Origin of the sequence: Streptomyces sp. NPDC059443 (assembly GCF_042750105.1) — a bacterium.
In the GTDB taxonomy this organism is placed as follows: domain Bacteria; phylum Actinomycetota; class Actinomycetes; order Streptomycetales; family Streptomycetaceae; genus Streptomyces.
Genome location: NZ_JBHYVM010000009.1, coordinates 64183 through 84116 on the forward strand (window position 1 = coordinate 64183; position 19934 = coordinate 84116).

Sequence of the window (19934 nt, forward strand, 5' to 3'; positions counted from 1 at the left end):
TTGTCAAGACTTCCGGTCCCCCTGCCCCGCGTTCCCCGGGCCCATGCCCCCCTGGCCCACGCCCCCCTGCCCCACGACGCGCGCCGCCGCCTCGTGCATCGCGAGCTCCAGCACCACCGGATCGGTGAGCGTGCCCCGCCCGTCCGGGACCACCATCCAGCGGACCCCGCCCGTGGCCCGGCCGGGATACGGGACCACGATCCAGCTCCCGCGCCCGGCTCCCCGTACGCCCGTCCCGATCCAGCGGGACGCCGTGCCCGCGGGCACGAAGAAGCCCAGCCGGGTGTCGCCGAAATCGGCGAGCACCGGGCCGGGCCGCTCCAGCAACGCGTGCAGCACTTCGAGGGTCGTGTGTCCCAGCTCCCCCGGCAGGATCAGCACGTCCCAGCGCCGGCCGGCGGGCAACAGGGCGACCCCGAGGGGGTTGTGCTCCCACTCCCGGCGGCAGGCGTCCGGATCGGGCGCCACCGAGACCAGCCATTCCACTGCCGTCTTGTCCCCCGGGATCGTCATCGCCCGGCCTCCGCTCTCTGCGTGTGAGGTGAAGTGTTCTCACAGGAGAGAGCGGGGCCGGGCCCGGCTATGACGCGGGTTCCGTTACGCCATGGTGGTGAAGCGGGTCACAGGACGACCGGAGGCGCACGCCGGGGCGCGCACCCGTCTCAGCTGTCGAAGCCGAGGCCGAAGCGGTCCAGGGTCTTCAACCACAGGTTGCGGTGGCCGCCCATCCGGTCCGCCCGCGCGAGCGACCACTTGGTCAGCGTGATCCCGGTCCACGCGAAGGGCTCCGGCGGGAACGGCATCGGCTTGGAGCGGACCATCTCCAGCTCCGTGCGCTCGGTCCGCTCCCCCGCCAGGAGGTCCAGCATCACGTCGGCGCCGAAGCGGGTGGCACCGACGCCGAGCCCGGTGAAGCCGGCCGCGTAGGCCACCTTGCCCGCGTGCGCGGTGCCGAAGAAGGCCGAGAAGCGGGAGCAGGTGTCGATCGCCCCGCCCCAGGCGTGGCTGAATTTCACCCCTTCCAGCTGCGGGAAACAGGTGAAGAAGTGCTCGGCGAGTTTGAGGTAGGTCTCGGGCCGGTGGTCGTATGCGGCGTCGAGCTTGCCGCCGTACGGGTAGATCGCGTCGTAGCCGCCCCACAGGATCCGCCGGTCGGGGGTGATCCGGAAGTAGTGGAACTGGTTGGCGCTGTCGCCGAGCCCCTGACGGTTCTTCCAGCCGATCGAGGCCAGCTGCTCCTCGGTGAGCTGCTCGGTCATCAGGGCGTAGTCGTAGACCGGGACCGTCAGCGGGCGCACCCGCTTGACCAGCGAGGGGAAGATGTTGGTGCCCAGCGCCACCCGGCGGGCGAAGATCCGCCCGTACGGGGTGCGCACGGCCATCCCGGCCCCCGAACCGGCCAGGTCCAGCCCGCGCGTGTTCTCGTAGATCCGCACGCCCAGGCCCAGGCAGGCCTCCTTGAGGCCCCAGGCGAGCTTCGCCGGGTTGAGCATGGCGACGCCGTCGCGGTCCCAGATCCCGCCGAGGAAGGTCGGGGAGTCGACCTCGGCACGCAGGGCGTCGCGATCCAGCCACTGCGAGCTGCCCGCGAGGCCCAGCTTCTCGGCCTCCTCGTGCATCTCGCGCAGTTCCTCGACCTGGTGCGGCTCGGTGGCCACGTCGATCTCGCCGCTGCGCTCGAAGTCGCAGTCGATGCCGTAGCGCGCGACGGCCTCCTCGATGGCGTCGAGGTTGCGGGCGCCGAGCTCCTCCAGCTTCGCCAGCTCGTCCGGCCAGCGGGCCATCCCGTTGGCGAGGCCGTGGGTGAGGGAGGCGGCGCAGAAGCCGCCGTTGCGGCCCGAGGCGGCCCAGCCCGCCTCGTGGCCCTCGATGAGTACGACGTCCCGTGCGGGGTCGCGCTCCTTGGCGAGCAGCGCGGTCCACAGGCCGCTGTATCCGCCGCCGATGACGAGCAGGTCGCAGTGCTCGTCCCCGGTGAGGGCGGGCTGTGCGGCGGGCTTGCCGGGGTCGTCCAACCAGTACGAGACCGGCTTCGCTTCGGAAAGTGATCGTGCAGCGGTGCGCATGGCGTCTGGGGCCATGTCTTCCAACTCCCTACAGGTGTTGCTCGTGCTGTACAGGTGTTACTGGGTGGTACTGGGTCTTACTTGGGCTGCGCCTTCTTGCGGCGGTTGCCGATCATCTGGCCGGCGAGGACCACCAGCACCGCGATGACGAACATCGCCGTGCCGATGACGTTGATCTGTACAGGCGTACCGCGCTGGGCCGATCCCCACACGAACATGGGGAAGGTGACGGTGTTGCCCGAGTTGAAGTTGGTGATGATGAAGTCGTCGAACGAGAGCGCGAACGAGAGCAGCGCGCCCGCCGCGATACCGGGGGCGGCGATCGGCAGGGTGACCCGTACGAACGTCTGCACCGGGCCGGCGTAGAGGTCGCGGGCGGCCTCTTCCAGGCGGGGGTCCATGGACAGGACACGGGCCTTGACCGCGGCGACGACGAAGCTGAGGCAGAACATGATGTGGGCGATCAGGATCGTCCAGAAGCCCAGCTGGATGCCCATGTTGAGGAAGAGGGCGAGCAGGGACGCCGCCATCACGATCTCGGGCATGGCCATCGGCAGGAAGATCAGCGAGTTGACCGCGCCGCGCGCCCGGAAGCGGTAGCGGACCATCGCGAAGGCGATGGCGGTGCCCAGGACGGTCGCGCCGATGGTGGCCCACACGGCGATCTGGAGGGACAGGGACAGGGAGGCGCACATGTCGGCGACTCCGCAGGGGTCCTTCCAGGCGTCGAGCGAGAACTCCTGCCAGGCGTAGTTGAACCGCCCGGTGGGGTTGTTGAAGGAGAAGACCGTGACGACGACGTTCGGCAGGATCATGTACGCGAGCGTCCCGAGTCCCGCGATCACGACGAGATTGCGGCGGAGCCAGGTGGTGGAGCTCTTCATCAGACCAGGTCCTCCGTTCCCGCTCGGCGGATGTAGACGGTGACCATGATCAGCACGATGGCCATGAGGATGAAGGACAGCGCGGCCGCCGTCGGGTAGTCCAGGATGCGCAGGTACTGCGACTGGATGACGTTGCCGATCATCCGGGTGTCCGTGGAGCCGAGCAGTTCGGCGTTGACGTAGTCGCCGCTCGCCGGGATGAAGGTGAGCAGGGTTCCGGACACCACGCCCGGCATGGAGAGCGGGAAGGTCACCTTGCGGAAGACCGTGGCGGGGCGGGCGTACAGGTCCCCGGCCGCCTCGTGGAGGCGGGTGTCGATGCGCTCCAGCGAGGTGTAGAGCGGCAGGATCATGAAGGGGAGGAAGTTGTACGTCAGACCGCAGACGACCGCCATCGGCGTGGCGAGGACGCGGTCGCCCTCGGTCATGCCGAGCCAGCTGGTGACGTCCAGGACGCCGAGCTTGTTCAGGACGCCGACCACCGGGCCGCCGTCGGCCAGGATCGTCTTCCAGGCCAGGGTGCGGATCAGGAAGCTGGTGAAGAACGGGGCGATGACCAGCACGAGCAAAAGGTTTCGCCAGCGGCCCGCCTTGAAGGCAATCAGGTAGGCCAGCGGGTACCCGAGCAGCAGGCACAAGGCCGTCGCGGTGCCCGCGTAGAGCAGCGAGCGCAGGAACTGCGGGTAGTACTCGGTGAAGGCGTCCCAGTAGGTCTGGAAGTGCCAGGTGACCTTGAACCCCTCTTCGAGGGAGCCGGTCTGCACCGAGGTGGAGGCCTGGTAGACCATCGGCAGCACGAAGAAGACGACCAGCCACAGGATGCCGGGGAGCAGCAGCCAGTACGGGATCAGGCGCTTCTTCAGGGACGGCTTGTGGACCGGGGGTTCGGCCGCGGCGGGCGCCTGGGGCGGCGCGGCAGTGGCACTCACGCGGACTCCTCGACCGTCTCGATGCCCGCGTCGATGTCCTGGTCCGCGTCGAGGCCGAAGGTGTGCTCCGGGTTCCAGTGCAGGATCACGTCGGCGCCGGGGACCAGGCGCGCGTCGCGCTCGATGTTCTGGACGTACACCTCCAGCTCGGGGCAGACCTGGCTGTCGATGACGAACTGGGTGGAAACGCCGATGAAGGAGGAGTCGGCGATCTTGCCCGCGACCTTGTTGCGGCCGGCGGCGATGGTGTTCTCCTCGTCCGCGTGGACCAGCGAGATCTTCTCCGGGCGCACCCCGACCAGCAGCTTGCCGCCGGCGCGGGGTGTGGTCGAACATCGCGCCGCCGGTACGCGCAGCTTCGTACCCGCCGAGCTCACCATGACGTCGGCCCCGCCGGCTTCCAGGACCTCGGCCTCGATGAGGTTGGAAGTGCCGAGGAAGTTCGCCACGAAGGTGGTCTTCGGGTTCTCGTACAGCTCGGCGGGGGCGCCCATTTGCTCGACTCGGCCGCCGTTCATCACGGCCACGGTGTCGGCCATGGTCATGGCCTCCTCCTGGTCGTGCGTGACGTGCACGAAGGTGATGCCGACCTCGGTCTGGATCCTCTTCAGCTCCAACTGCATCTGGCGGCGCAGCTTGAGGTCGAGGGCGCCGAGCGGCTCGTCGAGGAGGAGGACCTGCGGGTGGTTGATGAGCGCGCGGGCGACCGCGACGCGCTGCTGCTGGCCACCGGAGAGCTGGTGCGGCTTGCGCTGGGCGAACTGGCCGAGCTGGACCAGCTCCAGCATGTCGTCGACCTGCTTCTTGACGGACTTGATGCCGCGGCGGCGCAGCCCGAAGGCGATGTTCTCGGAGACGTCCAGGTGCGGGAAGAGCGCGTAGCTCTGGAAGACCGTGTTGACCGGGCGCTTGTACGGCGGCAGGTTCGTGACCTCGCGGTCGCCGAGGCTGACGGTGCCGGTGGAGGGCTCCTCCAGGCCGGCGATCATGCGCAGGGTGGTGGTCTTCCCGCAGCCCGAGGCGCCGAGCAGGGCGAAGAAGGAGCCCTGGGGGATGGTGAGATCGAGCGGATGCACGGCGGTGAAGGATCCGTAGTGCTTGCTGATCCCGGCGAGGCGGACGTCGCCGCCCGCGGTCTTGTCAGTCATGGGCCTGGGCCTTCGGTGGTGGTGTCGTGGAAGGGGCAGGTGCCGGTACGGGTGCCGGCGCCGGTGGGGGGCGGCTGGACCCGTCAGGCTCCGATGAGCTTGGCGAACTTCTCCTCGTACGCCGTCTCTTCCTCGCTGGTGAGCGAGCGGAAGGCGTGCGACTTGGCGGCCATCGCCTTGTCGGGGACGATCAGGACGTTGTCCGCGAGCTTCGGATCGATCTTGGCCAGCTCGTCCTTGACGCCCTCGACGGGGCAGACGTAGCTGATGAACGCGGCCAGCTGGGCGGCCACCGCGGGCTCGTAGTAGTAGTCGATGAGCTTCTCCGCGTTGGCCTTGTGCCGGGCCTTGGCGGGGACCAGCAGGTTGTCGCTGGAGGTGAGGTAGCCGGGCGCCGGGATCGCGTACTGGATGTCCGGGTTGCCGGCCTGGAGCTGGATGACGTCGCCGGCCCAGGCCAGGCAGGCTGCGAGGTCGCCCTTGTCGAGGTCCGCGGTGTAGTCGTTGCCGGTGAAGCGGCGGATCTGCTTCTTGTCCACGCCCTTCTGGAGCCGGCCGATCGCCTCGTCGAAGTCGGCGTCCTTGAAGGTCGCCGGGTCCTTGCCCTGGTCGATCAGGGTCATGCCGATGGTGTCGCGCATCTCGGTGAGGAAGCCGACGCGGCCCTTGAGGGAGGGGTCGTCGAGCAGCTGGGTGACCGAGTCGACCTTCTTCCCGCCGGTGGCCTTGGTGTTGTAGGCGATGACGGTGTCGATGCCGGTCCAGGGGTAGCTGTGCGCGCGGCCCGGGTCCCAGTCGGGGTTGCGGAACTGCGGGATCAGGTTGGCGTAGGCGTGCGGCAGGTTCGACGGGTCCAGCTTCTGCGCCCAGCCCAGGCGGATAATGCGCGAGGCCAGCCAGTCGGTGACGACGATCAGGTCGCGGCCGGTGTCCTGGCCGGCGGCGAGCTGCGGCTTGATCTTGCCGAAGAACTCGACGTTGTCGTTGATGTCCTCGGTGTACTTGACCGTGATCCCGGTCCGCTTGGTGAACTCCTCCAGCGTGGGACGCGACTTCTGGTCCTCGCTGGTGTCCATGTACTCGGTCCAGTTGGAGAAGTTGATCTCCTTCTCCTGGGCCGAGTGGTCGTCGGAGGCCGCGGCGGCCCCGCCTTCGCGTTTGGCGGGCGGGATGCCGCAGCCGGCGAGGGTGGAGAGGCCGCCGAGGGTGAGCGCTCCGACTCCGGAGGCGCGCAGCAGCGAACGGCGGGTGAGGGCGCCGCGCCCGCTGGTGAGGCTGCGTCGCATCGCGGCGAGTTGCGCCGCCGAGAGACGGTCGGGCTCGAACTGCTCCATGGGAGGTGCCCTTTCGGGATGGGTGCGGGCCGCTGGTCGGGCGGCTACGTGGCTATCGGTCCCCGAAGATCGTGCGGTGCCAGTCCTTCGCGGCCACCGCGGTGTTATCGAACATCACATGCTTGACCTGCGTGTACTCCTCGAAGGAGTAGGTGCTCATGTCCTTTCCGAAGCCGCTCGCCTTGTAGCCCCCGTGCGGCATCTCGCTGATGATCGGAATGTGGTCGTTGACCCAGACGCAGCCCGCCTTGAGCTCGCGGGTGGCGCGGTTGGCCCGGTACAGGTCGCGGCTCCAGGCGGAGGCGGCGAGACCGTAGGGGGTGTCGTTGGCCAGCGCGATGCCCTCGTCGTCGGTGTCGAAGGGCAGCACGACCAGGACCGGCCCGAAGATCTCGGACTGGACCACCTCGCTGTCCTGGGCGGCGCCGGAGATCAGGGTGGGCCGGTAGTACGCGCCGTCGGCCAGGTCCCCGCCGGGGATCTCACCGCCGGTGACGACCGTGGCGTAGCCGCGGGCGCGCTCGACGAAACCGGCGACCCGGTCGCGCTGGGCGTGCGAGACCAGCGGGCCGAGGTCGGTGGCCGGGTCGAAGGGGTCGCCGACCCGGACGGTGTCCATCAGCTCGGCGACCCGGGCGACGAAGGCGTCGTGGAGCGGGCGCTGCACGTAGGCGCGGGTGGCGGCGGTGCAGTCCTGGCCGGTGTTGATGAGGGAGGCGGCCACCGCGCCGTGCGCGGCGGCCTCCAGGTCGGCGTCGTCGAAGACGAGGAAGGGGGCCTTGCCGCCGAGCTCCAGGTGGAGCCGCTTGACGGTGGCGGTGGCGATCTCGGCGACCCGCTTGCCGATGGCGGTGGAGCCGGTGAACGAGGTCATGACCACGTCCGGGTGGCCGACCAGGTGCTCGCCCGCGTCGCGGCCCGCGCCGGTGACGATGTTGATCACGCCGTCGGGCAGGCCCGCATCCTTGGCCGCCTGGGCGAACATCAAGGAGGTCAGCGGGGTGAGCTCGGCGGGCTTGAGCACGATGGTGTTGCCCGCGGCGATCGCCGGAAGGATCTTCCACGCGGCCATCTGGAGCGGGTAGTTCCAGGGTGCGATGGAACCCACGACCCCGATCGCCTCGCGGCGCACGTACGAGGTGTGGTCCCCGGAGTACTCTCCGGCGGCCTGTCCCTGGAGGTGGCGCGCGGCCCCCGCGAAGAACGCGGTGTTGTCGATGGTCCCCGGCACGTCGAACTCCGTCGACAGCTTGACCGGCTTCCCGCACTGCAGGGACTCGGCGTACGCGAAGTCCTCGGCCCGCTCGGCCAGTACGGCGGCCAGCCGGTGCAGCGCGTCCGAGCGCTCGCCGGGCGTGGCCCCGGACCAGCCGGGGAAGGCCCGCTTCGCCGCGGCGACGGCCGCGTCCACGTCCGCGGTGGAGGCCAGCTCGTAGGTGAGCACCTCCTCGCCCGTCGCCGGGTCGACCACCGTGTGTGACCGTCCTGAGGTACCGGGCCGCAGCTGCCCGTCGATGTACTGCGCGCCTTCTGCGAAGCGGTCCTTGACCTGGACCTTGACCTGGAAGCGGTTGCCCATCACGCTCTCACGCTCTCCGTAGCTACAGTTCGAGCTACAGCTCGAATTGAGTGCCGATCCTGGCAGAGGAGTACCCCTCGGCCAAGTGATTCCGTTGTTGCCTTTTGATTACGCGACGGAATCGGTCGACCATGTGTCGAGGCGCGCCCGAAATCCCGTACGAAGTGTCAGTGGCGGGTGCAAGACTCGCGTGCATGGAGACGATCGAGAAACTGATCGGGCAGGTCAGCCGGGGTGAGCGGGTGAAGTTCCTGCCGTTCTGGGGACACCGTCCGCGACCCGACGGGACACTCGGCCAGAGCTGCCTGAGCCAGTGGTGGCCGTCCGAGTTCACCGTGGGTGACGTCCGGTACGCCACCGCCGAGCACTGGATGATGGCCGGAAAGGCACGGCTCTTCGGCGACGCCGAGGCGGAGCGGGCCGCGCTGGAGGCGAGGAGTCCGGCGGCCGCGAAGAAGGCCGGACGGCTCGTGCGCGGGTTCGACGACGCGATATGGGAGCGGGACCGGTTCGCCCTGGTGGTGGAGGGCAGCGTGCACAAGTTCGGCTCCGACCCGGCGCTGAAGGCGTACCTGCTCGGCACCGGGAAGCGGGTCTTGGTCGAGGCCAGCCCGCTGGACCGGATCTGGGGCATCGGCCTGGCGGCCGACGACGACCGCGCCCTGGACCCGGCCCGGTGGCGGGGGCTGAACCTGCTGGGCTTCGCGCTGATGGAGGCGCGTGAGCGGCTCCGGGCGTCGGGCGGGGCGGAGGCCGGGGTCGGGGCGGAGCGGCCGTGACGGGTGGAGCCCGCGTGCCGGCCGAGGACCGGCGCCGGGTCGCCGCGGTGATCATCCGGGACGGGTGCGTGCTCATGGTCCGGGAGCGCGGCAGGGGGGCCACGGGGCGGCACGACGGCCCGGAGTACTGGACCCTGCCCGGCGGCGGCCTGGAGGACGGGGAACACCCCGAGGACGCGGTCCGGCGCGAGGTCGCCGAGGAGACGGGACTGCGCGCGCTGGAGGTGCGCTTCGCCTACGAGGCTCCGTACCCGTCGGGCTGGACCTCCTGCTACCGCGTGGACGTCGAGGACGGGGAGCCGGAGCTGGGCGTGGACCCCGACATGGCCTGCGACTGCCCGCGGATGGTGGGGCTGATCTGGGTGCCGCTGTCCCGTGGCACCGGCGGCGGCGAGACCGTCATGGTGCCGACGCTGCTGATGCCGGCGGCGGTCTGAAGGGGGCTGAGGCGGCTACCGCGCCGGGGCGGCCACGGCGATGGGGGCGGCTGCGGGGACCGGGGCGGCGATGCGGGCGGCTGCGGAGGGAGCGTTTTCGGCCAGGAGGGCGAGGCGGCGGGCCGTCTCGGAGCCGGGGCGGGGGGTGTAGAGGACCAGCAGCTGGTCGGGTTCGCCGGGCAGCGCGAGGGTTTCGAAGGGGAGCTCCAGGAGGCCCGCCACCGGATGGTCGATGATCTTGACTCCGTGCGACTTCTGCCTGACCGGGTGGCCCGCCCACAGACGGCGGAACTCCTCGCTCCGCGCGGACAGTTCCTCCACCAGCTCCTCCAGCACCGGGTCGCCCGGGTGCTGCCCCGCGTCCAGGCGCAGATGACCGACCGTCTCCTCGGCGATCTGCGGCCACTGCGGGTACAGCGCGCGCACGGCCGGGTCCAGGAAGACCTGGCGGGCGATGTTGCGGGAGCCCTCGGGCATCGCGGAGTAGCCCGTGAGCGCGTCAGCGAGAGCGTTCCAGGCCAGGACGTCCATCCGGCGGCCCAGGACGAAGGCCGGAGCGGCCCCGCCGACCGCCTCCAGCAGCAGCCGCACGCCGGCCCGTACCTCCTGGACCGCGCCCGGCAGCGCTCCGGGGGCGGGGGTCGCGGGGCGGGCCACGGCACGCAGATGCGCCCGCTCCGTGGGGTCCAGCCGGAGCGCGCGGGCGATCGCGTCGAGCACGGCGTCCGAGACGCTGGGGCCGCGGCCCTGCTCCAGGCGGATGTAGTAGTCGACGCTGACCCCCGCGAGCTGCGCGACCTCCTCCCGCCGCAGTCCGGGCACGCGGCGGCGGCCGTGATCGGGCAGACCCACCTCGTGGGGTTGGATACGGGCACGGCGCGAACGCAGGAAGTCTCCGATGTCCCCGGTCATGGATTTCATCCTATCGGCGCAGCCCCTGGGTAACGGCCCCTAAATGCGTGGCGGGCCCAGGAGACCGCCTCCTAAGATCAGAAGTGTCCAGGTGCGAAGGCGAGACCTACTTCCACTGTTAATGGGGCGGCCGCGGGTTCGAGTCCCGTCATCGGCTTCGGGCCGGTGTAGCTCAGTTGGTAGAGCACCTTCGTGGTTTCGCCGAACTCGATCTCTGGACACCTGCGTCACGCACCTCCCGGTGCGCCCGGCAGCGGCTACTTCTTGCAGAAATCACGCCGCCGCCTCTTCTTTCTCGGGAGGCACACGTGGGGGATGTCCGGTGCGCAGGCAGCGGATACTTCGGATCAGGAGGCGGTGGGTTCGAATCCCGCCCGGCCACGGCCGGTAGCTCAGCGGATTGAGCACCTGACTTCTTCCGTCGCCGACCTCGATCTCGGACGTTCCCCACGCCACGCCTTCCCCCAATGTCCAATGAATTCGGGGGAATTCTCATGTCTCGTTTCAACCTGCGCAGGTCCAGGGCCGCGGCGCCCGTTTCGCCCGTGCGCTCCACCGGAGTCCGGGCCGCCAACCACCACGGCAGCCCCGGCTTCGTCCGCGATCCCCGCTCCGAGCTCTTCCTGCTCGCCGTGTCCAACTTCGTCACGCAGCAGACCTCTTACGAGACCGGCGAGGCCCGGGACGACCGGTTCGCCACGCTCGTGCGCACCCTCGCCGTCGAGGATCCCGAGTGGACGGCGGGCCTGCTCCGCTGGCTCCGCGGCGACGGCTCCATGCGCACCGCCTCGCTCGTCGGCGCCGCCGAGTACGTCAAGGCGCGGCTGGACGCCGGAGCCTGCGGCGGGCCCTCGAACCGGCAGGTCGTGGACTCCGTACTGCAGCGCCCGGACGAGCCCGGCGAACTGCTCGCCTACTGGACGGCCGCCTACGGGCGCAACGTGCCCAAGCCCGTCAAGCGCGGCATCGCCGACGCCGTGCGCCGCCTCTACTCCGCCTCCTCGCTGCTGAAGTACGACACCGCGTCCAAGGACTACCGCTTCGGCGACGTCCTGAACCTCGTGCACGCCTCCCCCGACCCGGCCAAGGCCTGGCAGGGCGAGCTGTTCCGCCACGCCCTGGACCGCCGTCACAACCCGGAGACCGCCGAGGTCCCTGCGGGCAACCGCACCCTCGTCGCGCACCGGGCACTGATGGAGCTGCCGGTGGCGGAGCGCCGGGGTGTGATCACCGCGGCGGACGGCCCCGAGCGGCTCGCCGAGGCGGGCATGACCTGGGAGGCGCTGGCCGGCTGGCTCCAGGGGCCGATGGACGCGGCCGCCTGGGAGGCGGTCATCCCGTCCATGGGTGCGATGGCTCTGCTGCGGAACCTGCGCAACTTCGACCAGGCCGGGGTGTCGGACGCGGTCGCGGAGCAGGTCGCGGCGAAGATCTCCGACCCGGAGAACGTCGCCCGCTCGCGCCAGTTCCCCTTCCGCTACCTGGCCGCCTACCAGCACGCGCCCTCGCTGCGCTGGGCCTACCCGCTGGAGCGGGCTCTCGGCCACGCCCTGGCCAACGTACCGGCGCTGCCGGGGCGGACGCTGATCCTGGTGGACCGGTCGGGGTCGATGTGGTCTCCGCTGTCGGAGCGCTCGCAGCTCAACCGGGCGGACGCGGCGGCCGTCTTCGGCGCGGCGATCGCGCTGCGTGCCGAGGACGCGAGCCTCGTGCAGTTCGGCACCGACAGCAGGGCCGTCGCGTACCGCCGGGGCGAATCGGTGCTCAAGGTGCTGGAGCGGTTCGGGGACCTCGGCGGCACCAACACTGCGGAGGCGGTGCGCCGGCACTACGAGGGGCACGATCGGGTGCTGATCGTCACCGACGAGCAGGCCTCGTACGCCCACGGAGGCGACCCGACCGCGCTGGTGCCGGCCTCGGTTCCCGTCTACACGTGGAACCTCGCCGGATACCGGGTGGGCCACGCGCCCTCCGGGTCCGCGAACCGGCACACCTTCGGCGGGCTCACCGACGCGGCCTTCCGCATGGTGTCCCTGATCGAGGACGGCCGGGACGCCGCGTGGCCGTGGGCGGAGACCGCCTGACGGGGCGCTGACGGGGCACCGAACGCAGCGGGGCCGGACCAGGGCGGTGATGCCCTTGGTCCGGCCCCGTCGCCGTGCCCGTGCTTGCAGTCGTGCCCGTACGCGTACTCGTACCCGCGTACGCGTCCGGCGGCTCAGACCCGGTAGACGACCTTGGTGTTCTGGTAGTTCGTCGAGTACTCCGGGTGGTTGCCGGATCCCGCGCCGCCGTACATGACGGTGAAGACGGCGATCGCGATGAACAGGCAGCCGATCGCGATGCCGATGGCGCCCATGATGACGCCGGCCAGCGCCATGCCGTCGTTGTCGGCTTCGCCGCGCTTGGCCTTGCCGCGGCCCAGCACGCCGAAGATGACGGCCAGGATCCCGAACAGGAGGCCGCCGTAGCAGCTGATCAGGGCGACGATCCCGAGCACGAGCGCGGTGACGCCGAAGCCGTTGCTCTTGTGCGCGTACCCCGGATATCCGGGGTAGCCCTGGTATCCGGGGTAGCCGGGCTGGCCTCCGTACGCCGCTTGCGGGGCGGCCTGCGGAGCGGCGGGCGGGGCGGGATAGCCGTAGCCCCCGGGATCCGGCGGGGCCGGATATCCGTAGGCGCCCGAAGCGGGCTGGGCCGGGTACCCGTAGGCGGGTGGCGTTCCCGGCGCGGACTCCGGCGCCGGCGGGCCGAATGCGGACGCGGCCGCCGGTGCTGGTGCCGATGCCGGCGCCTGCCCGGTTATCGGGGCGTCCTGCGGCGTGTCGGCGCCCGGCATGCCCGCGACGGTCTGCTGGTCGTGGACCCCCGACGCGCCCGGCGTACCCGGCGCACCCTGCTGCTTGCCCAGTTCGACCGCGGGCCGCTCCGGCGGCGCCCACGGGTCTCGCGACTCGGGGCTCTGTTCGGTCATACGGCACCCCCCTCTCGTACGGCCATGCTAAGCGCTGCCTACGACACGCCCTTCCTTCCCTACGATGAAGCCAGTTCCGTCCGCACCACTCCCTCCCGGAGGCACCCTCATGCCCGACCTGCACCCCTTCATCGCGGGGCTGCCCAAGGCCGAACTGCACGTCCACCACGTCGGCTCGGCCTCGCCGCGCATCGTGGCCGAACTCGCCTCCCGGCACCCCGACTCGAAGGTCCCCACGGACCCCGAGGCCCTCGCCGACTACTTCACCTTCACCGACTTCGCGCACTTCATCGAGGTCTACCTCTCCGTCGTGGACCTCGTCCGCACCCCCGACGACGTGCGCACCCTCACCTTCGAGGTTGCCCGGGACATGGCCCGGCAGAACATCCGCTACGCCGAGCTCACCGTCACCCCGTACTCCTCCACCCGCCGCGGCATCGACGAGAAGGCCTTCATGGAGGCCATCGAGGACGCCCGCAAGGCCGCCGAGACCGAGCTCGGCGTCATCCTGCGCTGGTGCTTCGACATCCCCGGTGAGGCCGGGCTGGAAGCCGCCGCCGAGACCGCGCGCCTCGCGATCGACCTGCGCCCCGAGGGGCTGGTCTCCTTCGGGCTCGGCGGCCCCGAGGTCGGCGTACCGCGCCCGCAGTTCAAGCCGTACTTCGACGCCGCCCGCGCCGCCGGCCTGCACAGCGTGCCGCACGCCGGCGAGACCACCGGCCCGGAGACCATCTGGGACGCGATCCGCGAGCTGGGCGCCGAGCGCATCGGCCACGGCACCAGCGCCACCCGGGACCCGGAGCTGCTCGCCCACCTCGCCGAGCACCGCATCGCCCTGGAGGTCTGCCCGACCTCCAACATCGCCACCCGCGCCGTCACGGACCTCGATCTGCACCCGGTCAAGGAGATGGTGGCGGCCGGTGTGCTCGTCACCATCAACAGCGACGACCCGCCGATGTTCGGCTCCGACCTCAACAACGAGTACGCGGTGGCCGCCCGGCTGCTGGACCTCGACGAGCTCGGCCTCGCGCAGCTCGCGAAGAACGCCGTGGAGGCCTCGTTCCTCGACCCGGCCGGCAAGGCGAAGCTCACCGCCGAGATCGACACGTACACCTCCGCCTGGCTGGCTCCCTGACGCCTGCGCACACCTCTGGCCGCAAGAATGGGGTGCATGCGCACCCTGACTGCCGTTGGCCACCGCGGGGATCCCTACCGTGTCCGCGAGAACACCCTTCCCTCGATCCGCTCCGCCTTCACCCGCGGGGCGGACGCGGTGGAGATCGACGTACGGACGACCCGCGACGGGGCCCCCGTACTGCTCCACGACGAGACCCTCCAGCGGTTGTGGGGCCATGACGTGCGGCTCGACGCCGTCACGGCCCCACAGCTCAAGGAGCTGACGCAGGGCGGGATTCCGACGCTGCGCGACGCCCTGATGGCCGCCGGCGCGGGCCGCGTCATGATCGACCTGCCGGGCGCGAGCGCCGAGACCGTACGGACCGTCGTGGGCCAGGTCCGCGAATGCGGGGCGCGCGACCGTACGTACTACTGCGCGGGCCCGGACACCATGCTGGCGGTCCGCGCCGCCGATCCGGGCGCCGAGATCGCGCTGACCTGGACCACGCTCGCGCCGCCGCGCCGGGTGCTGATCGACGCGGTGGCCCCGAGCTGGCTCAACTACCGTTTCGGGCTGGTCGGAAGGGAACTGGTGGACGCCCTGCACCGCGACGGTCTGCTGGTGTCGGCCTGGACCCCGGACACCAAGCGGTCGATGCGCGCCCTGATCGCGGCGGGGACCGACTCGATCACGACGAACCGGGTGGACGTGCTCGGAGCCGTACGGGCCGAGCTCGGCCGGTGATACGCACCTGGGGGGAGCTCGGAGCGCGGGTCCGGGGAGCCGATCCGCGCCGGCAGGACCTGGGGCTGACGCTGCTGGTGCAGCTGGCCGTCACGATGCCGTTCGTGGTGCCCCGGTCGGCCGAACTGCCGCCCGCCGACTGGGCCTCGTACGCGATGACCACGCTCGGCGTGGTTCCGCTGATCTGGCGGCGGCGGGCTCCGGTGGCGGTGCTGGTCGCGATCCTGCTGGCCGGCGGCGCGTACCGGATGGCGGTCGACGGCCCTGGGCAGCCGCTCCCGTACGCGGGGCTGATCGCCTTCTACACGGTCGCCCTGCTGTGCACGGCCCGGGTCCGGGTGGTGGTGGGCGCGCTCGCGGTCCTCACGGTCGCCCTGTCGGTGGGCTGGGACACCGGGACCGCGCGCGAACTGTTCTTCACCCTCTTCATCCTGGGCGCGTCCTACGCCCTGGGCCGGCTCCAGTACACGCGGCAGGCGTACACCTCGGCCGTGGAGGACCGGGCGGCGCAGCTGGAGCGGGCCAACCGGATCGAGGCCGAACAGGCGGCCGCCCGCGAACGGGCCCGGATCGCACGGGAGATGCACGACATCCTCTCGCACGCGGTCAGCATCATGATCGTGCAGGCGGAGGCCGGTCCGGTGGCGGTACGAAGGGCCCCCGAGCGGGCCGAGGCCGCCTTCGAGGCGATCGCCGAGACGGGCCGGGACGCGATGGCGCAGCTGCGCACGATGCTGGGGGTGCTGCGGACGGACGCGGCGGCCCCGCGACGGCCCCAGCCCGGGATCGAGGAGCTGGCGGGGCTGCTGGAGCGGGTCCGGGGCAGCGGGCTGGAGGTGGGTTACGAGCGCACGGGCGCGGTGCGCGCCCTGCCGGCGGCGCTGGAGGCGACGGTGCACCGGGTGGTGCAGGAGGCGCTGACGAACGTGGTGAAGCACGCCGGGGCGTCGAAGGTGGCCGTGCGGCTGGAGTACGCGGAGCGGGACCTGGCGGTGACGGTCACGGACGACGGACGGGGGCCGGGCGGGGGCGGCGGGCACGGCGCCGCGCCTTCGGGCGGGCACGGCCTGATCGGAATCCGCGAACGGGCGGCGGCCCACGGCGGAACGGCACAGTCCGGTCCGGGACCGGACGGCCGCGGGTTCCGGGTGCGGGTGACCCTTGTAACGTCTGGGCCGGAGGTGGGGAATTGACGATCCGTGTGGTGGTGGCCGACGACCAGGAGCTGGTGCGCAGCGGCTTCGCGATGATCCTGGACGTCCAGGACGACATCGAGGTGGTGGCGGAGGTCGGGGACGGTGCGGCGGCGGTGGAGGCGGTACGCCGCCTCGCGCCGGACGTGGCGCTGCTGGACATCCGGATGCCGGTGCTGGACGGCATCGAGGCCTGCCGGACGATCTCGGCGGAGAGCGCCTGCCGAACGGTGATGCTGACGACCTTCGACTCGGACGAGTACGTGTACGAGGCGCTGCACGCGGGGGCCAGCGGGTTCCTGCTCAAGGACGTGCGGCGGGACGATCTGGTGCACGCGGTACGGGTGGTGGCGGCGGGCGAGTCCCTGCTGGCGCCTTCGGTGGCCCGGCGGCTGATCGAGGAGTACACGGCGGCGACCGCCCGGCCGGCGGCCGGGGAGGTCTTGTCGGCCGAGCGACTGGAGGCGCTGACGGCCCGCGAGCGGGAGACGCTGCTGCATCTGGGGCGGGGGCTGTCGAACGCGGAGATCGCGGCGGCGCTGACGGTGAGCGAGCACACGGTCAAGTCGCACGTGGGCAACGTGCTGTCGAAGCTGGGGCTGCGGGACCGGATCCAGGCGGTGATCTGCGCGTACGAGACGGGTCTGATCGCGGCCGGCGGGCCGGCTGGCTCTTGGGTATCTCCCTCTGGGGAGTGAGACGACGAGGGTCTCCTCCCTCGACACGGTGAGTTGTCGTACCGGTGAAGACCACTCTCGGTGGTGATCCGCAACTGCCCTGCCGACCAGCAGCATTGAGGTCATCGGGGCGGAAGTCGCCCGGAGAGCCGACAGGGGGATCCCACCATGAACGCAACGACCCGCACGCTGATCGCCACCGCCCTGGTCCTGGGTGTGGCGGCCGGACCGGCCGTCGCCCACGCCGCGCCCGCGGCGCCGGGGGCAACAGCGTCCGCTTCGGCCTCGGCCTCGGCCTCGACCGAAGTCGCCGCGCCCGCCGTCTCCACGCCGCCGAACGCCGCGGTGCTGGAGAAGGCGATCGCCGGCCTCGGTCCGCAGAACAAGGACGCGACGGCCGCCCTGGTCCGGGTGGGCGGTACGAGCGGCTCCTGGCGCGGTAGTTCGGGTGTCGCGGACATCCGGACCGGACGGGAAGCCGTCGAACAGGGCCGCTTCCGGGCCGGATCGGTGACCAAGACCTTCACCTCGGCGGTGGTGCTCCAGCTCGCGGCCGAGGGTCGGGTGGACCTGAACAAGCCGGTCCGGCAGTACCTGCCGGAGACGGTCCCCGACGCCTACGACACCGTCACGGTCCGACAGCTGCTCAACTACACCAGCGGCATACCGGCGGCCGACGGGCCGGGCGACTCCTTCGAGGCGCAGTGGGAGCACCGCTTCGACGTGACCGATCCGCACAAGCAGCTCTCCAACGCCCTCGCGAAAAAGCCGGAGTTCACTCCGGGAGCGGCGCAGCACTACCTGAACATCAACTACACGCTGCTGGGCGTACTGATCGAGAAGGTGACGGGCACGACGTACGAGGAGGCGGTGGGCCGGCGGATCCTGAAGCCGCTGGGGCTGCACCAGACCTCGTTCCCGAGCCGCACCCAGACGAAGATCCACGGGCCGCACAACCATGGCTACCAGGCCGTGGCCAAGGCGGACGGCACGACCGAGCTGCGCGATGTGACGGAGTGGAACTCCTCGGACCGGTGGGCCGCCGGGGACATCATCTCGACGACGGCCGATCTGGAGCGGTTCACGATAGCCCTGTTCAGCGGGAAGATCGTGCCGAAGGCGCAGCTGGAGGAGATGTTCACGGTGCCCGGGGTCAAGGACTTCGCCAGCGGGAAGGCCGCGACCCTGACGGCGGGGATGTCCCGGATCGTCCTGCCCGACGGCACGGTCGCCTGGGGCAAGTCGGGCGGCCGGCACGGCTACAACACCGCGATAGGCGCGACCCGCGACCTCTCCCGCACCCTGGTCTACTCGGTGAACTCCACGAACGCCAAGGGCGAGGACATGAACCCGGTGGCCCTGGGCATCGTCATGGCGGCCTTCGCCAAGTAGCCGTCAGGCGGGTATCGCTTCCATCGCCTCCATCGCCTCCAGCCGCTTGATCATGCGACGCAGGAGCAGCAGCGGGATCACCCCGAAGACGCCGAACGACATGTCGATGACGCTCCACCAGAAGGGGATCCCGCGGATCGGGCCACAGATCAGGGCCAGCGGGATCACCCCGAGGCAGGCGATCATGCCGGCCTCGACGATCCAGATGTTGCGGACGGGGTCGCGGTGGACCCCGTAGAAGAAGACCGCGATCACCAGGTGGGCGAAGGCGAGCCAGTCGGTGCCGTAGAGGAGGAAGGGGTAGTCACGGTCGGCCTGCTCCAGCCCGTCGCCCACGCGGCGCAGCCAGTCGTGGGAGACCAGGGAGTTGGCCCAGTGGAGCTCGTTCACCAGCGGGAAGGCCGTGAGTCCGCTGAGGACGAGGCAAACGACGAACAGGGCCAGCCAGACACGGATGCGCCGCAGAAGGGCGTTTCTCTCGCTCATGAGGGCAAGCGTACGCAGATTTCTGAACACGTTCAGCGAAATAGCTGAACGCGTTCAGTTCTGTGGCCGGACCGTGATCAAGCTTTCTCAGAGTCCGACGATGGCGTTCCACCGCTTGGCGAGGGGTGCGCGCTCGGCCGAGGAGATGTCCCGGGCCAGGACGAGGCGCTTGCGCATGTCGTCGTCGGGGAAGATCAGCGGGTTCTCGGCGAGCTGGGCGGTCTCCTTGTCATCGGAAGCGGCCAGCACCTCTCGGGCGGCCGGCACCGGGCAGACGTAGTTGACGGCGGCCGCGAGCTCCGCGGCCACCTCGGGGGCGTAGTAGAAGTCGATCAGGGCCTCGGCATTGGCCTTGTGGCGGGCGAGGTTGGGGATCAGCAGGCTCTCCGCCCAGAGCTCGGCGCCCTCCTCCGGGACCACGAACTCGATGTCGGGGTTGTCGGCCTGGAGCTGGATCACGTCGCCGGAGTAGGCCTGGCAGGCCAGGACGTCGCCCTTGCTGAGGTCGGAGGTGTAGTCGTTGCCGGTGAAGCGGCGGATGTGCCTCTTCTTCACCATGCTCTCCACCTGATCGCACATCCGGTGGAAGTCGGACTCGGTCCACCGGGTGACGTCGACGCCGTTGCCCTGCATCAGCAGGGAGAAGGACTCGTCGAGACCGGAGAAGAGCGTCACCTTGCCGGCCAGGTCCGGCTGCCAGAGGTCCTTGACCGACTTGATCTCCCGGCCGAGCGCCTTGCGGTTGTAGGCGATGCCGGTGATCCCCGACTGCCAGGGGACGGTGTGCAGCCGGCCCTGATCGAAGGCCGGGGAGCGCAGCTGCGGGTCGAGGTTCTTGGCCACGTTGGGCTGCGCCGAGCGGTCCATCGTCTGGGCCCAGCCCAGATGGACGAAGCGGGCGGCCATCCAGTCGCTGACCACGACCAGGTCGTGGCCGGTCTCCTGGTGGTTCATCAGCGACGGGCTGACCTTGCCGAAGAACTCGTCGTTGTCGTTGATCTCCTCGGTGTACCGGACGTCGATGCCGGTCTTCTCCGAGAAGGCGTCCAGCGTCGGCCGCCGGTTCTCGTCCTTGCTGTCCGTGTCGATGTAGAGCGGCCAGTTCGAGAAGGAGACGCTGCGGTCGCGTTCGGAACGGTCTTGGCCCTCCCGCCGGTACTCGGGGACGAAGGCGGCGGGTACGCCACAGCCGGTGAGGGCGGCGAGCAGGCCCGCGGCACCGAGGCCGCGCATCGCCGCGCGGCGGGAGAAGGCGAGTTCAGGCATGGCCAAAGCCTCGGCGA

General features: G+C 70.6%; 19 protein-coding genes. 8 read left to right on the forward strand and 11 right to left on the reverse strand.

All coding sequences use genetic code 11. From position 1 onward, the window contains the following. Nucleotides 1-3: 3 nt before the first annotated feature. The 7 genes from ACFXDJ_RS11390 to ACFXDJ_RS11420 form a co-directional block, all read right to left on the reverse strand. Nucleotides 4-513 carry a hypothetical protein gene (locus ACFXDJ_RS11390; protein ID WP_384654170.1) on the reverse strand — a complete coding sequence of 170 codons (510 nt, stop codon included), beginning with the start codon at nucleotides 511-513 and terminating at the stop codon, nucleotides 4-6. Nucleotides 514-662: 149 nt separating this feature from the next. Further along, entirely contained in the window at nucleotides 663-2081 is a 1419-nt protein-coding gene (locus ACFXDJ_RS11395) for an NAD(P)/FAD-dependent oxidoreductase (RefSeq protein WP_384654168.1), read from the reverse strand. Between the two features lie 62 nt (nucleotides 2082-2143). Further along, nucleotides 2144-2950: an ABC transporter permease gene (locus ACFXDJ_RS11400; protein WP_384654166.1), complete on the reverse strand. Its 807-nt coding sequence runs from the start codon at nucleotides 2948-2950 to the stop codon at nucleotides 2144-2146. Beyond that, nucleotides 2950-3879, reverse strand: a complete 930-nt coding sequence (locus ACFXDJ_RS11405; protein WP_384654164.1) for an ABC transporter permease — start codon at nucleotides 3877-3879, stop codon at nucleotides 2950-2952. The genes ACFXDJ_RS11400 and ACFXDJ_RS11405 overlap by 1 nt, the downstream gene beginning before the upstream one ends. Next, nucleotides 3876-5027 (reverse strand): ABC transporter ATP-binding protein, encoded by a 1152-nt coding sequence (locus tag ACFXDJ_RS11410; protein WP_384654162.1) that lies wholly within the window; start codon nucleotides 5025-5027, stop codon nucleotides 3876-3878. Before ACFXDJ_RS11410 ends, ACFXDJ_RS11405 begins: the two co-directional genes overlap by 4 nt. Before the next feature lie 83 nt (nucleotides 5028-5110). Beyond that, nucleotides 5111-6361 (reverse strand): spermidine/putrescine ABC transporter substrate-binding protein, encoded by a 1251-nt coding sequence (locus ACFXDJ_RS11415; protein ID WP_384654160.1) that lies wholly within the window; start codon nucleotides 6359-6361, stop codon nucleotides 5111-5113. 52 nt (nucleotides 6362-6413) lie between these two features. Further along, nucleotides 6414-7940 carry a gamma-aminobutyraldehyde dehydrogenase gene (locus ACFXDJ_RS11420; protein WP_384654188.1) on the reverse strand — a complete coding sequence of 509 codons (1527 nt, stop codon included), beginning with the start codon at nucleotides 7938-7940 and terminating at the stop codon, nucleotides 6414-6416. A 194-nt stretch (nucleotides 7941-8134) separates the two neighbouring features. Here ACFXDJ_RS11420 and ACFXDJ_RS11425 point away from each other — a divergent pair, with 194 nt between their 5' ends. Together ACFXDJ_RS11425 and ACFXDJ_RS11430 are read left to right on the forward strand one after the other, a co-directional pair. Next, nucleotides 8135-8719, forward strand: coding sequence for an NADAR family protein (locus ACFXDJ_RS11425; protein ID WP_384654159.1), 585 nt, complete (start codon nucleotides 8135-8137; stop codon nucleotides 8717-8719). Further along, nucleotides 8716-9156 (forward strand): NUDIX domain-containing protein, encoded by a 441-nt coding sequence (locus ACFXDJ_RS11430; RefSeq protein WP_384654157.1) that lies wholly within the window; start codon nucleotides 8716-8718, stop codon nucleotides 9154-9156. Before ACFXDJ_RS11425 ends, ACFXDJ_RS11430 begins: the two co-directional genes overlap by 4 nt. A 15-nt stretch (nucleotides 9157-9171) precedes the next feature. Here the strand turns inward: ACFXDJ_RS11430 and ACFXDJ_RS11435 are convergent, their stop codons facing one another. Next, a complete protein-coding gene (locus tag ACFXDJ_RS11435; protein WP_384654155.1) occupies nucleotides 9172-10068 on the reverse strand; it encodes a helix-turn-helix transcriptional regulator in 897 nt (298 codons plus the stop codon). A gap of 494 nt (nucleotides 10069-10562) precedes the next feature. Between ACFXDJ_RS11435 and ACFXDJ_RS11440 the strand changes: the two genes are divergently transcribed. Continuing rightward, on the forward strand, nucleotides 10563-12152 hold the full coding sequence (locus ACFXDJ_RS11440) for a TROVE domain-containing protein (protein ID WP_384654153.1): 1590 nt from the start codon (nucleotides 10563-10565) through the stop codon (nucleotides 12150-12152). Between the two features lie 134 nt (nucleotides 12153-12286). Here ACFXDJ_RS11440 and ACFXDJ_RS11445 read toward each other — a convergent pair whose 3' ends face one another. After that, nucleotides 12287-13042: a DUF4190 domain-containing protein gene (locus tag ACFXDJ_RS11445; RefSeq protein WP_384658095.1), complete on the reverse strand. Its 756-nt coding sequence runs from the start codon at nucleotides 13040-13042 to the stop codon at nucleotides 12287-12289. A gap of 109 nt (nucleotides 13043-13151) precedes the next feature. On the opposite strand from ACFXDJ_RS11445, the gene ACFXDJ_RS11450 reads away from it, so the two are divergent. The 5 genes from ACFXDJ_RS11450 to ACFXDJ_RS11470 all read left to right on the forward strand — a co-directional run bounded on the left by ACFXDJ_RS11450 (nucleotide 13152) and on the right by ACFXDJ_RS11470 (nucleotide 18165). Continuing rightward, nucleotides 13152-14177 (forward strand): adenosine deaminase, encoded by a 1026-nt coding sequence (locus ACFXDJ_RS11450; RefSeq protein ID WP_384658092.1) that lies wholly within the window; start codon nucleotides 13152-13154, stop codon nucleotides 14175-14177. Nucleotides 14178-14213: 36 nt separating this feature from the next. Then, the gene (locus ACFXDJ_RS11455) at nucleotides 14214-14903 is read left to right on the forward strand and encodes a glycerophosphodiester phosphodiesterase (protein WP_384658089.1); all 690 of its coding nucleotides are present in this window, start codon (nucleotides 14214-14216) and stop codon (nucleotides 14901-14903) included. A 95-nt stretch (nucleotides 14904-14998) separates the two neighbouring features. Beyond that, on the forward strand, nucleotides 14999-16096 hold the full coding sequence (locus ACFXDJ_RS11460; protein ID WP_384658098.1) for a sensor histidine kinase: 1098 nt from the start codon (nucleotides 14999-15001) through the stop codon (nucleotides 16094-16096). Continuing rightward, nucleotides 16093-16794: a response regulator gene (locus ACFXDJ_RS11465; RefSeq protein WP_384658086.1), complete on the forward strand. Its 702-nt coding sequence runs from the start codon at nucleotides 16093-16095 to the stop codon at nucleotides 16792-16794. Before ACFXDJ_RS11460 ends, ACFXDJ_RS11465 begins: the two co-directional genes overlap by 4 nt. Before the next feature lie 147 nt (nucleotides 16795-16941). Then, complete coding sequence (locus tag ACFXDJ_RS11470) at nucleotides 16942-18165, forward strand: serine hydrolase domain-containing protein (RefSeq protein ID WP_384658084.1); 1224 nt, start codon at nucleotides 16942-16944, stop codon at nucleotides 18163-18165. Between the two features lie 3 nt (nucleotides 18166-18168). On the opposite strand, the gene ACFXDJ_RS11475 is transcribed toward ACFXDJ_RS11470, so the two are convergent. Beyond that, nucleotides 18169-18651: a hypothetical protein gene (locus tag ACFXDJ_RS11475; protein WP_384658081.1), complete on the reverse strand. Its 483-nt coding sequence runs from the start codon at nucleotides 18649-18651 to the stop codon at nucleotides 18169-18171. A gap of 87 nt (nucleotides 18652-18738) precedes the next feature. Next, nucleotides 18739-19917, reverse strand: a complete 1179-nt coding sequence (locus tag ACFXDJ_RS11480; protein ID WP_384658079.1) for a spermidine/putrescine ABC transporter substrate-binding protein — start codon at nucleotides 19915-19917, stop codon at nucleotides 18739-18741. Nucleotides 19918-19934 lie beyond the last annotated feature (17 nt).